Source organism: Pseudomonas sp. NPDC087342 (assembly GCF_044744265.1).
Lineage (GTDB): Bacteria > Pseudomonadota > Gammaproteobacteria > Pseudomonadales > Pseudomonadaceae > Aquipseudomonas > Aquipseudomonas nunensis.
In genome coordinates this window covers 48,870-62,228 of the sequence record NZ_JBIUXZ010000028.1, presented here as the reverse complement: position 1 = coordinate 62,228, position 13,359 = coordinate 48,870, and the positions used below count along the sequence as shown (strand labels likewise).

The window sequence follows — 13,359 nt, the reverse complement described above, 5'->3', positions numbered from 1 at the left end:
GTTCAACTTTGTTTCCGTCCGTGTGCAAAGGTGATGCGAAAGCAGCCGCCGCCTTGGCGTGGTTTGAAGTCTAGGCGGGCCTGGTTGCTTTCGCACAGCTCACGGGACAGATAAAGCCCCAGGCCAGTGCCCTGGCTACTGGTGGTGAAGAAGGGTTCGAACAAGTGCGCCTGCTGGTCCGGCGCCACGCCGGGGCCGTTGTCCAGCACTTCGAGGACTGGCAGCTGACTGTCGGCGTCGACAAACAGCTCCAGCCAGACCTCGGCCGTTTCATGGACCGAGCCACTGTGACGCCAGGCATTACGCAACAAGTTGTCGAGAATCTGCGTCAGTTGATTCGGGTCCATCAGCGTCGTGAAGTGGCCCATGCCGATGCGCAGGTGAATTTGCTGGCCTTCGGTCGCGGCCTCGCGGGTTTCAGCGACGTATTGCTCGAGCCACGGCTTCAGATCGAGCCGTTGCGGTGCGGTTTGCTGGCGGCGGGACAGTTGCAGGACGTTTTCGATAACCCGATTCATTCGCTGAGAGTGGTCTTGGATAATCTGGGTCAGACGCCGATCCGCGCCGTTCAGTTCCTCGGATTCCAGCAGCAGCTGCGCGGCATGACTAACGGCGCCTAGCGGATTACGGATCTCGTGGGCGATCCCGGCTGTCAGGCGACCCAGGGCAGCGAGTTTCAATTGCTGCGCCTGCTGGGCGATCTGGGCGAGGTCTTCGAGAAAGATCAGGGTCTGATGGTGCGGGCTCTGGTCCAGGGCGATGAAGCTCGGCTGCAGCTCCAGGCCGGAGCGGGCGATCTTCAGGCTCTGCGGGCGCAAGGTCGGGTTGTTGAGCCACAGTTGCAGGCGCTCGACCAGGGTCGGCGAGTATTCATCGATCAGCTGGCCTTCGAGACGCTCCTGGCCCAGCAGTGACAGGGCGCTGTGGTTAGCCAGTTGCACCCGCCGCTGCTCATCGAGCACCAGAATCCCGGTGCGCATGCGTTGCAGGATCAAGGCGTTGAGGGCTTCGAGGCTGACCACTTCACTGGCCCGCTGCTCGGCGAGGTGTTCGCTGACCTCCAGGCGTCGAATCAAACCTTGCACCAACAACGCCGCGGCAAAGCACAGCGCGCCGAGGGTGCCGGCTTGCAGGTAGTCGCTGGGGCTGGTGGGGCGGGTGAAGCTCAGCAGGAAGCTCAAGCCGACAATGCCAAGGGCCGCGACCGCCGCAATCAACAGGCCGATACGCCCGCGCAGCAGGGTGTTGCCGATGGCCACCGACACAATCAGCAAGTTGCCAATGGCGCTGGCCACACCGCCGGCGGCATAGAACAGGCCGCACAGCAGCAAGACGTCGACCAGCGTCAGGCTGAACAACTGCGCCGGGCGCCGGGTGTTCTCCAGGAACACCACCAACAGGATATTCAGCACCAAGTACAACCAGCTGCCACTGCGCAGCAGATCGTTATTGGCGAACGTCAGCAACTGGTTGTCCATGTTGCTGGAGATCAACAGCACCAGGGTGATGCCGACGCTTAAACGGTAAAGATGATAAAGGCGCAGCAGTCGCTGGGCCTGTTTGCTGCCGGGGCTGGAAGCCTCAGCGATCACTGGAGCCCGGGCCTTGCTCAAGGTGAGCCTGGCTGCAATACCACTGTTGTTGAAGGTTCAGCGCACGGTCGCGCGGCAGGTGCACACCACAGTGGGCGCAGCGCACCATCGGCGCCGCATCCAGCTCGGCATTGGGGCGAGGCGTGGAAGCGGATCCCTTGAACTTGCGCCAAAACCATACCGCTGCGGCAATCAGGGCGATCCAGAACAGTAAACGAACCATGGTGGGCTGCTTTTCGAATGATGATCAGGCAGTTTAGCCAAGGACATGTCAGGCGCACAGCGTAATAAATCGCTGAAATAAAAAAGGGAGACTCAAGAGTCTCCCTTTTTGCACAGCCTGTGGGGTTAGTCGAACACACCAAAGGTCATGTAGCTGAACCACGAACGGTCGCCGTTGTTGCCTTCCGCTTCGTGTTGCTCTTCCTCGATCACGTCGCCGTTTTCGTCTTTAGGCTTGAGATCGTTCGGAATCGCGTCTTTCGCGTCCTGGAACTGCTTCTGCACGTCTTGGTTGGCGCGGGTTTCACCCGGTGGCAGCGGCGGGCTGGATTCGATCAGGCCCAGGGTGGCCTTGCTCAGCCACGAACGGTTGTCCGCTTCGTCGACCGACGGCCGGAACTGACCGTCCACCAGGCTTGGGTGGTTCGGGTAGTTGAGCTTCAGGGTTTCGAGGCTGGTTTCGGCCAGTTCGTCCAGGTGCAGACGCTGGTAGGACTCGACCATCACCGCCAGGCCGTCACCGACCGATGGGGTTTCCTGGAAGTTTTCCACTACATAACGACCACGGTTCGCGGCGGCGACGTAAGCCTGACGGGTCAGGTAGTAGTCGGCGACGTGAATCTCGTAGGAGGCCAGCAGGTTGCGCAGATAAATCATGCGCTGCTTGGCATCCGGCGAGTAGCGGCTGTTCGGGTAGCGGCTGGTCAGCTGGGCGAACTCGTTGTACGAGTCGCGGGCAGCGCCCGGGTCACGCTTGGTCATGTCCAGCGGCAGGAAGCGCGCCAGCAGGCCGACGTCCTGGTCGAAGGAGGTCAGACCTTTGAGGTAATACGCGTAATCCACGTTCGGATGCTGTGGGTGCAAACGAATGAAACGCTCAGCGGCAGACTTGGCAGCCTCAGGCTCGGCGTTCTTGTAGTTGGCGTAGATGAGCTCGAGTTGAGCCTGATCAGCATAGCGCCCGAACGGATAACGCGACTCCAGCGCCTTCAGCTTGGCTGTGGCGGCGGTGTAGCTATTGTTGTCCAGATCGGTCTGAGCCTGCTGGTACAGCTCGACCTCGCTCAGGTTTTCGTCGACGACTTCCTTCGATGAGCAAGCAGCGGTCAATGCGAGGATGGCGATCAGCAGCAGGTGTTTCACTTGCATGGCGGCTTGCGTCCCTATGACGGCCGCTGTCTTGGGCGGGGCCGTCCTGTTATGATGAGCGCCCCGTTGAATAGCCTCGGGGCAAAAGACGCCGTATTTAACCACAAGCGCGCAGCCGAAACCAAAGGCTGTGCCGACGCCTAGTCTGAGCATGTCCGATAAAATTGAACTTCGCGCAGAGGTGCCGTCCGAATTGGGCGGCCAACGCCTCGATCAAGTCGCCGCACAATTATTCGCTGAGCACTCGCGCTCGCGCCTTTCCGCCTGGATCAAAGACGGCCGCCTGACTGTGGATGGGGCGGTTATCCGCCCGCGAGACATCGTTCATGGTGGTGCCATTCTTGAACTCACTGCCGAGCAGGAAGCTCAGGGCGAATGGATCGCTCAGGACATCGAGCTGGACATCGTCTACGAAGACGACGACATCCTGGTGATCAACAAGCCTGCGGGCCTGGTGGTGCATCCGGCTGCCGGCCATGCTGATGGGACCTTGCTCAACGCCTTGCTGCACCACGTGCCGGACATCGTCAATGTGCCCCGCGCCGGTATCGTGCATCGCCTGGACAAGGACACCACCGGTCTGATGGTGGTGGCCAAGACCATTCAAGCGCAGACGCAACTGGTTACACAGTTGCAGAGCCGCAGCGTCAGCCGGATCTACGAGTGCATCGTGATTGGTGTGGTAACGGCCGGTGGCAAGATCAACGCGCCGATCGGTCGTCACGGCCAGCAGCGCCAGCGCATGGCGGTGATGGAAGGTGGCAAGCAAGCCGTCAGCCACTATCGCGTGCTCGAGCGTTTCCGCTCCCACACGCATGTGCGGGTGAAGCTGGAAACCGGTCGTACGCACCAGATTCGCGTGCACATGGCCCACATCAACTACCCGTTGGTCGGAGATCCTGCCTACGGCGGTCGTTTCCGCATTCCGCCGGCAGCCAGTGTGACCATGGTCGAATCGTTGAAGGCGTTCCCGCGTCAGGCACTGCACGCACGGTTCCTGGAGCTGGATCATCCGACCACCGGTAAGCGCATGAGCTGGGAATCGCCACTGCCGGACGATTTCGTCTGGTTGCTGACCCTGCTCAAGCAAGACCGTGAGGCGTTCATCGGATGAGTGACTGGCTGATTCCCGACTGGCCTGCGCCTGCCGGGGTGAAAGCCTGCGTTACCACCCGTGCGGGCGGCGTCAGTCTGGCGCCGTTCGACAGCCTCAACCTCGGCGATCACGTCGATGACAGTCCTGAAGCCGTGGCCGAAAATCGCCGCCGCCTCACCGATCATTTCGCTATTCAACCGGCCTGGCTGCAACAGGTTCACGGCATTGTCGTGGCTCACGCAGACCCGAGTCAGGTCGTCACGGCCGACGCCAGTTGGACGCAAACCCCCGGCATCGCCTGCGCGGCGATGACTGCCGACTGCCTGCCCGCATTGTTTTGCGACCGTGCCGGCACTCGCGTTGCGGCGGCTCATGCCGGTTGGCGTGGGTTGGCGGCGGGTGTGCTGGAGGCGACTCTCGACACTTTGGCTGTAGCGCCGGAAGACGTATTGGTCTGGCTCGGCCCGGCCATCGGCCCGCAAGCCTTCGAAGTCGGCCCTGAAGTACGGGAAGTCTTCATTCAGCAACTGCCTGAAGCGGCCAAAGCCTTCGTCCCAAGCCAGAACGCCGGCAAGTTCATGGCCGACATCTATGAGCTGGCGCGTTTACGCCTTGCGGCCCGTGGTGTCACCGCTGTTTATGGTGGCGGTTTCTGCACCGTGACCGATCCTCGCTTCTTTTCTTACCGCCGCAGTCCGCGCACCGGTCGGTTTGCCTCCCTGATCTGGCTCGAACGCTAGAATTAGCTGACCTGCATCAACGTCACGACGCTTGAAACTCCCAGAATCGACCGCATCTATAACGGTATCTGGCAGGTTTCTTCATTCAGGATGGTTTCTTAGGTCCGGCCTGCTCAAAAGGAAGGTGACCCATGCGTATAGACCGTTTAACCAGCAAATTGCAGTTAGCCCTCTCCGACGCCCAATCCCTGGCCGTCGGCCTCGATCATCCGGGCATTGAACCGGCGCACTTGATGCAAGCGATGCTTGAACAGCAGGGTGGTTCGATCAAACCCCTGCTGATGCAAGTCGGCTTTGACGTCAACAGCCTGCGCAAAGAGCTGACCAAAGAGCTCGATCAACTGCCGAAAATCCAGAACCCGACCGGCGACGTCAACATGTCGCAGGATCTGGCGCGTCTGCTCAATCAGGCCGATCGCCTGGCCCAGCAGAAGGGTGATCAATTTATCTCCAGCGAGCTGGTGTTGCTCGCCGCCATGGACGACAACAGCAAACTCGGCAAGCTGTTGCTCGGCCAGGGCGTGAGCAAGAAAGCCCTGGAAAACGCGATCAACAACCTGCGTGGCGGCGAAGCGGTCAACGACGCCAACCACGAAGAGTCGCGTCAGGCTCTGGATAAATACACCGTCGACCTGACCAAGCGTGCCGAAGAAGGCAAGCTCGATCCGGTGATCGGCCGTGACGATGAAATTCGCCGGACCATTCAGGTCCTGCAACGCCGTACCAAGAACAACCCGGTGCTGATCGGTGAGCCTGGCGTGGGTAAAACCGCCATCGCCGAAGGCCTGGCCCAGCGCATCATCAATGGCGAAGTGCCGGACGGCCTCAAGGGCAAGCGCTTGTTGTCCCTGGACATGGGCTCGCTGATTGCCGGTGCCAAGTATCGCGGTGAGTTCGAAGAACGCCTCAAATCCCTGCTAAATGAGCTGTCGAAGCAGGAAGGGCAGATCATTCTGTTCATCGACGAACTGCACACCATGGTCGGCGCCGGTAAAGGCGAAGGCTCGATGGACGCCGGCAACATGCTCAAGCCGGCATTGGCGCGCGGCGAACTGCACTGCGTTGGCGCAACCACGCTCAACGAGTACCGCCAATATATAGAGAAGGATGCGGCCCTCGAGCGGCGCTTCCAGAAAGTGCTGGTGGAAGAGCCGAGCGAAGAAGACACCATCGCGATCCTGCGTGGCCTCAAAGAGCGTTATGAGGTTCACCACAAAGTGGCGATCACCGACGGGGCGATTATCGCGGCGGCCAAACTCAGCCATCGCTACATCACCGACCGTCAGTTGCCGGACAAGGCCATCGACCTGATCGACGAAGCCGCCAGCCGCATCCGCATGGAGATCGACTCCAAGCCGGAAGTGCTTGATCGTCTGGAGCGTCGGTTGATCCAGTTGAAGGTGGAATCCCAGGCGCTGAAGAAAGAAAGCGACGACGCGGCGAAGAAACGCCTGGAAAAACTCCAGGAAGAAATCGTTCGCCTTGAACGTGAATATTCGGACCTTGAGGAAATCTGGAATTCGGAGAAAGCCGAAGTCCAGGGTTCGGCACAGATCCAGCAGAAAATCGAACAGTCCCGTCAGGAACTGGAAGCCGCACGCCGCAAAGGCGACCTGAACCGCATGGCCGAGCTGCAATACGGGATCATCCCGGACCTGGAGCGCAGCCTGCAAATGGTCGACCAGCACGGCAAAAGCGAGAACCAGTTGCTGCGTAGCAAGGTGACTGAAGAAGAGATCGCGGAAGTCGTGTCGAAATGGACCGGCATCCCTGTATCAAAAATGCTCGAAGGCGAGCGCGACAAGCTGATGAAGATGGAAAGCCTGTTGCACCAGCGTGTGATCGGCCAGAACGAAGCGGTGATCGCGGTTTCCAACGCGGTGCGGCGTTCTCGCGCCGGGTTGTCCGACCCGAATCGCCCGAGCGGTTCGTTCATGTTCCTCGGCCCTACCGGTGTCGGTAAAACCGAGCTGTGCAAGGCGCTGGCTGAATTCCTCTTCGATACTGAGGAGGCGATGATTCGCATCGACATGTCCGAGTTCATGGAGAAACATTCCGTGGCACGACTGATCGGCGCGCCACCAGGCTACGTAGGCTATGAAGAGGGCGGTTACCTGACCGAGGCGGTGCGTCGCAAGCCTTATTCGGTGATCCTCCTGGACGAGGTCGAGAAGGCCCACCCGGATGTGTTCAACATCTTGCTGCAAGTGCTGGAAGATGGCCGGTTGACCGACAGTCATGGCCGCACGGTGGATTTCAAGAACACCGTGATTGTCATGACCTCCAACCTCGGTTCGGTGCAGATCCAGGAACTGGTGGGTGATCGTGAAGCGCAACGTGCAGCAGTGATGGATGCGATTTCCACGCACTTCCGGCCGGAGTTCATCAACCGGGTCGACGAAGTGGTGATCTTCGAGCCGCTGGCCCGGGATCAGATCGCCGGCATCACCGAGATCCAGTTGGGTCGCCTGCGCAGTCGCCTGACCGAGCGCGAGCTGAAACTGGAGCTCAGCCCTGAGGCGATGGATAAGTTGATCGCCGTCGGCTACGACCCGGTCTATGGCGCACGGCCGCTCAAACGAGCGATCCAGCGCTGGATCGAGAACCCGCTGGCGCAGCTGATTCTGTCCGGGCGATTCATGCCGGGCGAGACCGCTGTCGGCCGTGTGGAAAACGACGAAATCGTTTTTGACTGAGGCGTAATGCCAGTGAAATAAAGAAGGCCTCGCATTGCGAGGCCTTTTTTTCGCCAGGCTGTTGAACTCAAAGGAAAAGGCTTGTAAAGTGCGCCCCGCAGTAAGTCACCCGGAAGGGTTTCTGCTCCCCAAGCGGAAATCTGAAATAAGTTGCAAATCATTAACTTGAATGCAATTTAGGGGGTTGACAGAGGTGCTTAAGATTGTAGAATAGCGCGCCTCAGACACACGAACGCAGCGATGCGAACGGGTCGAAGAGATGCAGCAAGCTTCACCGTTGTAAATTGAAATATGTAGTTCCGTGATAGCTCAGTCGGTAGAGCAAATGACTGTTAATCATTGGGTCCCAGGTTCGAGTCCTGGTCACGGAGCCAATTTCAAACCGGGGTATAGCGCAGTCCGGTAGCGCGCCTGCTTTGGGAGCAGGATGTCAGGAGTTCGAATCCCCTTACCCCGACCATATTAAAAATCCTCGTATCGAAAGATACGGGGATTTTTTTTGTCTTCGAAAAAGTGCAATCCCGCTTCAAGTCATCATACAACTTGCCGATAACGAGCGAACGGGGCGCATACAGCGCGTCCATTTCCAGCCATAAAAACAAAAGGCGCTCGTTATGTTGCTTCGTCAGCTGAATATTGCCCCCCGTGCGGCACTGGGTTTTGCCCTGATTGCGGTGCTGGTGGCGTTGCTCGGAGTGTTCGCACTGGGGCAGATGTCGAGCATTCGAGACAGCGAGGTGGCGGTTGAAAGCCAATGGTTGCCGAGCATCCGTGGCGGCGATGAAATCCGCGAGATCATGCTGCGCATCCGCACCATCTCCCTGCGCATGGCCCTGGATCAGGATCCGAAGAACATCCCTCAGTACCGTAGCCAGATGGACACCCGGGACAAGGAGCTGAGCGACAAGATTGCTGCCTACGACAAACTGGTCAACACCGCTGAAGGCAAGCAGTTGTATGACCAGTTCAAGAGCACCTTCGCCGCTTACCGCTCAGGTATCGCTCAATCGTTCACCTTGGCCGAGCAGGGCCGTCGCGATGAGCTGACCAAGCTGCTGCTGGTGGACATGAAGACCGTGGTCGATGGCTCCGGCAAACAGCTGAATGACTTGGCGGACCTTTTCGCCAAACAAGTCGCCGCCGAAAGCCAAAAGTCCGCGGCGCACTACGAAACCTCGCGCACCATCGTCAGCCTGTTCATCGGCCTGGCGGCGCTGGCCACCGTCGGCCTGGCGATGTTGCTGACCCGCAGCATCGTGCGTCCCTTGAATGAAGCGGTAAACGCCGCCGAGAACGTGGCCCGGGGCGATCTGACCAACCCGATCGAAACCCACGGCAGCGATGAAGTCAGCCGGTTGCTCAAGGCGCTGGCGACCATGCAGCAGAACTTGCGTGAAACCCTGCAAGGCATCAGCGGCTCGGCCACCCAACTGGCCACGGCGGCCGATGAATTGAACGCGGTCACCCTCGACAGCACCCAGGGTCTGCAACAGCAGAACAACGAAATTGAACAAGCGGCCACGGCGGTCAACGAGATGACCACCGCCGTGGAGGAAGTCGCACGCAACGCGGTGTCTACGTCCGACGCTACGCGTCAGTCAAGCGAATCGGCGCACCTGGGCCAGGAACGCGTCAGCGAAACCGCCAGCGCGATCAGCGCCCTTGCCAGCGACGTGCAGCACACCGGTGAGTTGGTGCAGTCCCTGGCCAATCAATCCCAGGACATCGGCAAGGTGCTGGACGTGATTCGCGCCATCGCCGAGCAAACCAACCTGTTGGCGCTCAACGCTGCGATTGAAGCGGCGCGGGCGGGGGAGAGTGGTCGCGGTTTTGCGGTGGTGGCCGACGAAGTGCGGGCGCTGGCCCACCGCACCCAGCAATCGACCCAGGAAATTGAACAGATGGTCCAGGGCATGCGCAGCGGCTCGACCCTGGCGCTGGATTCCATGCAAGCCAGCGCTTCCCGGGCTGCCAGCACACTGGTTCTGGCCGAGCGCGCCGGCGAGGCCTTGCAGACCATCACCGCGTCGGTGCATGAGATTCATGAGCGCAACCTGGTGATCGCCAGCGCCGCCGAAGAACAGGCGCAAGTGGCGCGGGAAGTTGATCGCAACCTGGTGAATATCCGCGACCTGTCGGTACGCTCCGCCGCCGGTGCCGATCAGACCAGCGCCTCCAGCCATGAGCTGTCAAAACTGGCCAATGCCCTGCAGGGCATGGTGCAACGCTTCCGCGTGTAAATCCGCGAGACGCAAAAAAGCCGCGCTTCCCGTCGAGGGATGCGCGGCTTGTTTGTTCTGAGGCTTAGGCGCCGTCTTGGTCTTTCAGGTGTTCGAACAGGCCTTTTGGCATTTTCTTGCCGTTGGCTTCGAAGTTGGCTTTCACGTTGTTGTAAGCCTCTTGCTCGTCGATGAAGCCGTCATGGTTGGTGTCGATCTTGTCGAAGTTGGACTTTGGTGCGACAGCCTGGAATTCGGCACGGGATACTTTGCCGTCGCCATCGGTGTCGGTCTTGGCCATCGACGCATCGCCGCATTTGCCTTCACCACACTTGCCTTCAGGGGTTTTCACCGTTTGCTCGGCCGATGCCAGCAGGTAGCCTTGGGTCAGTGGCTGGGCCGCGAATACGGAACCAGTCAACATCATGCCACCGGCCAAAACAGCGCCGAGCAGACCGATAGTGTTTTTAGTAGTACGGGACATTTGAAATCTCCTGGGTTGCACGACACAACCGCTCGATAAAGGATGCCGCGTAGTGCGGCGTTAACCGAAGCAGGCGGTGCCTTGCTCGGGTGTGGCCATTTAGCCGGGCGGGTGTATCGCTACTGTGTCGTGCAAGGGGGAGTTTGTAAGCGAAGGGGCAAAATCGTGGGGCGGGATACAGTGAGATACGTAGACCGAGGCGCCTCATTCGCGGGCAAGCCTCGCTCCTACAGGTTGATGATGACCTTGTAGGAGCGAGGCTTGCCCGCGAAGAGGCGCTGACAGCCGCCGAAAATCTTAGTGCAGCTTGAGTCGCGGCTCGGTCCCTCGCCCAATCTTGCTACCCAGCATCAACATCGCCGTGCGGAACGCTCCATACAGCGCCATCTGGTGCATCCGGTACAGCGACACGTAAAACATCCGCGCCAGCCAGCCTTCCAGCATCACACTGCCGGTAAGGTTGCCCATCAAGTTACCCACAGCCGAAAAACGCGACAGCGAGATCAGCGAACCGTAGTCGGTGTATTTGTATTCCGGCAACGCCTTGCCTTCGATCCGCAACTTCAGGGATTTGGCCAGTAACGACGCCTGTTGATGCGCAGCCTGGGCACGTGGCGGTACGTTGCGGTCGGTGCCCGGTTGCGGGCAGGCGGCGCAGTCACCGAAGGCGAAGATGTTCTCGTCGCGGGTGGTTTGCAGGGTTGGCAGCACTTGCAGTTGATTGATGCGGTTGGTTTCCAGGCCATCGATGTCCTTGAGGAAACCCGGTGCACGAATCCCGGCGGCCCAGACTTTCAGGCTGGCGTTGATCACTTTGCCGTCGGCGGTGATCAGGCTTTCGGCCGTGACTTCGCTGACCGCCGCGTTGGTCATCACGTTGACCCCGAGTTTCTCCAGGGTTTTATGCACAGGCCCGCCGATCCGTTCCGGCAGGGCTGGCAGTACCCGTGGCCCGGCTTCGATCAGGGTGATGTGCATGTTTTCCGGTTTGATCCGGTCCAGACCGTAGGCCGCCAGTTCATGCGCAGCGTTGTGCAGTTCTGCCGCCAGCTCGACGCCGGTGGCACCGGCGCCGACGATGGCCACGCTGATCTGTTCCACCACATCGGTTTGCCCTGCATGCGCGCGCAGGTAGTGGTTGAGCAGTTGCTGGTGGAAACGCTCGGCCTGTTTGCGGGTGTCGAGGAACAGGCAGTGTTGCGCCGCGCCCTGAGTGCCGAAATCGTTAGTGGTGCTGCCGACCGCGATCACCAGCGAGTCGTAGCCCACTTCACGCGCCGGGACCAGTTCAATGCCGGCTTCGTCATACGTGGCGGCCAACTGGATTTTTTTCTGTGCGCGATCAAGCCCGCTCATGCGCCCCAGCTGGAACTCGAAGTGGTTCCATTTCGCCTGGGCTACATAGTTGAGTTCGTCTTCGGAAGAGTTCAGCGACCCGGCCGCCACTTCGTGCAACAGCGGTTTCCAGATGTGGGTCAGGTTCGCGTCGACCAGCATCACACTGGCCGTGCCACGCTTGCCCAGAGTCTTACCCAGACGGGTAGCCAACTCCAGACCGCCGGCGCCGCCGCCAACGATGACAATACGATGAGTCATGGGGATATCTCGCAAGGCTAAAAGAAATCGGTGCGATTACCCGAGCGAGCGCGAGGCAGCTCATAGCGTCAGGTAACCGATAAGGCGGCTCAGCAAGCCCAAACCAATGGTCACTGCCAGCACCAGCACCAGGAGCATCCACGGCCGGAAAGGCCGGCGCTCGACTCGGTGTTGGGACAAGTGCAGGTACTCTTCGACATGCTTCTGGTCGTCTGGGTTCAGGCGGCTGGTCATATTGGGCCTCGTCAGGGGTAGACGTTGCTGAATGTGTAGAAGCTACAGGCTGATTTAACGAACGTTGAACGGAGCATAGCCGCTGTCGGGGACAGGCTCGACGCTCACCGTGTCGTCCAGTCGAATGATTCCACTTTGTAACACTCGGGCAGTGATTCCGCCATGGCCGCGAACCGCTTGAAAAGTCCCGGGGCCGAGGTTGTTTTGCAGGCGTGCGCACGGTTGGCACCAGCCCGTGGTTTCGAAAATCGCCTGGCCAATCTTGAAGCGCCGGCCCTTGAGGCTGAACAAGTTGATACCACTGACGACGATGTTGCGCCTCAGGTCATTTGGCAGCACCGGTTGATCGTCCGGGCGGCCCATCAGCGAACTGATCACCGCCAGGTGTTCCCACTGAATCAACGTCACCTGCCGGGCATTGCGTACGCCGGGGCGGGCCTTGTCGCCGGTCAAACCGGCCTCAAGGCGCGCTTCCACGACGTCCAGTTCAATCATCGGTTCATGCGACGCCGGGCGTACGCCGATCCAGCGCACGCGGCCGATTTGCGGGACTTCGGCAATCAATTCCTGCAATGGGCTCACAGGCTGATCCCGACGTCGAAGACGATGCTGCGTCCGAGGTTGCTGCGCAGGAAATCCGGCGCGTCCGGATGGGCGAACAGCACGCGGGCGAATGTCGGCCCGACCAGTGACAAAGAGCGCCAGCCCTGGCGCAGGTATTCGGTGGGTGGTGGGAAGTGGCTATTGAGGTCCAGCACTTCGCGCTTGAGGCTGGCGAAGGCAATGATGTCCAGTTCACCCAGGTCCATGCCGCGTTCTTTGTAGTTGTGAGCTTTTTTGCGCAAGGTCGGCGCCAGTCTCAGCAGGAATTCATTGGCCGGAATGCGCCGGGGCTTGGCCTCGCGGCGCACCAGCGAACTGAGGGAAAACGCGCTGCGTCGGCGTTGCAGTTCGTCGCGCCATTCGTCGTTGAGGCGTCGGCCTTCGTCGAGCACGAAGAACACCTCGAAACTGGCATCGCGAAACAGCACGTCCGGCGGCTCACCGGCGGGGGCGAATTCGTCGGCGCGATAGGGAATGTTCAGGCCTTGCAGCAGGCGCTGGCAGACCCAACGCTCACGCTCCCATTTGCGGGCATTGGACAGGAACGCGTTGGCTTGCTCGGCCGCGATGGTCAGCAGGCGTAAATAATCTGAGTCATCCATAGGCCCAAGCTTAGCGTTCAAATGCGACAAGCAGAAAGCTTTGCATCCACTGGAGGCACATTTGCGCCGGTGTATGCTGGCAAGGAGCCGTAATCCAACAAGGAGTGTGTCGTGGTGTTCAAGGGG

General features: G+C 59.9%; 12 protein-coding genes and 2 tRNA genes. 6 read left to right on the top strand and 8 right to left on the bottom strand.

What is annotated here, in order from left to right; all coding sequences use genetic code 11:
* Positions 1-2: 2 nt before the first annotated feature.
* The 3 genes from ACIOYV_RS29770 to ACIOYV_RS29760 form a co-directional block, all read right to left on the bottom strand.
* Positions 3-1,592, bottom strand: coding sequence for a sensor histidine kinase (locus ACIOYV_RS29770; protein WP_401329619.1), 1,590 nt, complete (start codon positions 1,590-1,592; stop codon positions 3-5).
* A complete protein-coding gene (locus tag ACIOYV_RS29765) occupies positions 1,582-1,815 on the bottom strand; it encodes a PP0621 family protein (protein WP_054051339.1) in 234 nt (77 codons plus the stop codon). The genes ACIOYV_RS29770 and ACIOYV_RS29765 overlap by 11 nt, the downstream gene beginning before the upstream one ends.
* A gap of 125 nt (positions 1,816-1,940) precedes the next feature.
* Entirely contained in the window at positions 1,941-2,963 is a 1,023-nt protein-coding gene (locus tag ACIOYV_RS29760) for an outer membrane protein assembly factor BamD (protein WP_163911753.1), read from the bottom strand.
* Positions 2,964-3,114: 151 nt separating this feature from the next.
* Here ACIOYV_RS29760 and rluD point away from each other — a divergent pair, with 151 nt between their 5' ends.
* The 6 genes from rluD to ACIOYV_RS29730 all read left to right on the top strand — a co-directional run bounded on the left by rluD (position 3,115) and on the right by ACIOYV_RS29730 (position 9,735).
* Positions 3,115-4,077, top strand: coding sequence for a 23S rRNA pseudouridine(1911/1915/1917) synthase RluD (gene rluD, locus ACIOYV_RS29755; protein ID WP_054051336.1), 963 nt, complete (start codon positions 3,115-3,117; stop codon positions 4,075-4,077).
* Complete coding sequence (gene pgeF / locus ACIOYV_RS29750) at positions 4,074-4,799, top strand: peptidoglycan editing factor PgeF (RefSeq protein WP_054616657.1); 726 nt, start codon at positions 4,074-4,076, stop codon at positions 4,797-4,799. The genes rluD and pgeF overlap by 4 nt, the downstream gene beginning before the upstream one ends.
* Positions 4,800-4,930: 131 nt before the next feature.
* The gene (gene clpB, locus ACIOYV_RS29745; protein ID WP_054051331.1) at positions 4,931-7,495 is read left to right on the top strand and encodes an ATP-dependent chaperone ClpB; all 2,565 of its coding nucleotides are present in this window, start codon (positions 4,931-4,933) and stop codon (positions 7,493-7,495) included.
* Positions 7,496-7,793: 298 nt separating this feature from the next.
* A tRNA-Asn gene (locus ACIOYV_RS29740) sits at positions 7,794-7,869 on the top strand.
* A 9-nt stretch (positions 7,870-7,878) separates the two neighbouring features.
* Positions 7,879-7,955 (top strand) — tRNA-Pro (locus tag ACIOYV_RS29735).
* A 154-nt stretch (positions 7,956-8,109) separates the two neighbouring features.
* Positions 8,110-9,735 carry a methyl-accepting chemotaxis protein gene (locus ACIOYV_RS29730; protein WP_265040964.1) on the top strand — a complete coding sequence of 542 codons (1,626 nt, stop codon included), beginning with the start codon at positions 8,110-8,112 and terminating at the stop codon, positions 9,733-9,735.
* A 64-nt stretch (positions 9,736-9,799) separates the two neighbouring features.
* Here ACIOYV_RS29730 and ACIOYV_RS29725 read toward each other — a convergent pair whose 3' ends face one another.
* The 5 genes from ACIOYV_RS29725 to ACIOYV_RS29705 all read right to left on the bottom strand — a co-directional run bounded on the left by ACIOYV_RS29725 (position 9,800) and on the right by ACIOYV_RS29705 (position 13,233).
* The gene (locus ACIOYV_RS29725) at positions 9,800-10,198 is read right to left on the bottom strand and encodes a hypothetical protein (RefSeq protein WP_054616655.1); all 399 of its coding nucleotides are present in this window, start codon (positions 10,196-10,198) and stop codon (positions 9,800-9,802) included.
* A gap of 297 nt (positions 10,199-10,495) precedes the next feature.
* Entirely contained in the window at positions 10,496-11,794 is a 1,299-nt protein-coding gene (locus ACIOYV_RS29720; protein ID WP_054051324.1) for an NAD(P)/FAD-dependent oxidoreductase, read from the bottom strand.
* 60 nt (positions 11,795-11,854) lie between these two features.
* On the bottom strand, positions 11,855-12,028 hold the full coding sequence (locus ACIOYV_RS29715) for a DUF3094 family protein (RefSeq protein WP_054051322.1): 174 nt from the start codon (positions 12,026-12,028) through the stop codon (positions 11,855-11,857).
* Between the two features lie 54 nt (positions 12,029-12,082).
* On the bottom strand, positions 12,083-12,610 hold the full coding sequence (locus tag ACIOYV_RS29710) for an MOSC domain-containing protein (RefSeq protein ID WP_401329574.1): 528 nt from the start codon (positions 12,608-12,610) through the stop codon (positions 12,083-12,085).
* Positions 12,607-13,233 (bottom strand): DUF1780 domain-containing protein, encoded by a 627-nt coding sequence (locus ACIOYV_RS29705; RefSeq protein WP_008154887.1) that lies wholly within the window; start codon positions 13,231-13,233, stop codon positions 12,607-12,609. Before ACIOYV_RS29705 ends, ACIOYV_RS29710 begins: the two co-directional genes overlap by 4 nt.
* Positions 13,234-13,359: the final 126 nt, after the last annotated feature.

Excerpts from the sequence above, each read along its gene's own strand:
- ACIOYV_RS29765 (WP_054051339.1), bottom strand. The coding sequence starts at position 1,815 with ATGGTTCGTTTACTGTTCTGGATCGCCCTGATTGCCGCAGCGGTATGG.
- ACIOYV_RS29760 (WP_163911753.1), bottom strand. The coding sequence starts at position 2,963 with ATGCAAGTGAAACACCTGCTGCTGATCGCCATCCTCGCATTGACCGCT.
- rluD (WP_054051336.1), top strand. The coding sequence starts at position 3,115 with ATGTCCGATAAAATTGAACTTCGCGCAGAGGTGCCGTCCGAATTGGGC.
- pgeF (WP_054616657.1), top strand. The coding sequence starts at position 4,074 with ATGAGTGACTGGCTGATTCCCGACTGGCCTGCGCCTGCCGGGGTGAAA.
- clpB (WP_054051331.1), top strand. The coding sequence starts at position 4,931 with ATGCGTATAGACCGTTTAACCAGCAAATTGCAGTTAGCCCTCTCCGAC.
- ACIOYV_RS29730 (WP_265040964.1), top strand. The coding sequence starts at position 8,110 with ATGTTGCTTCGTCAGCTGAATATTGCCCCCCGTGCGGCACTGGGTTTT.
- ACIOYV_RS29725 (WP_054616655.1), bottom strand. The coding sequence starts at position 10,198 with ATGTCCCGTACTACTAAAAACACTATCGGTCTGCTCGGCGCTGTTTTG.
- ACIOYV_RS29720 (WP_054051324.1), bottom strand. The coding sequence starts at position 11,794 with ATGACTCATCGTATTGTCATCGTTGGCGGCGGCGCCGGCGGTCTGGAG.
- ACIOYV_RS29715 (WP_054051322.1), bottom strand. The coding sequence starts at position 12,028 with ATGACCAGCCGCCTGAACCCAGACGACCAGAAGCATGTCGAAGAGTAC.
- ACIOYV_RS29705 (WP_008154887.1), bottom strand. The coding sequence starts at position 13,233 with ATGGATGACTCAGATTATTTACGCCTGCTGACCATCGCGGCCGAGCAA.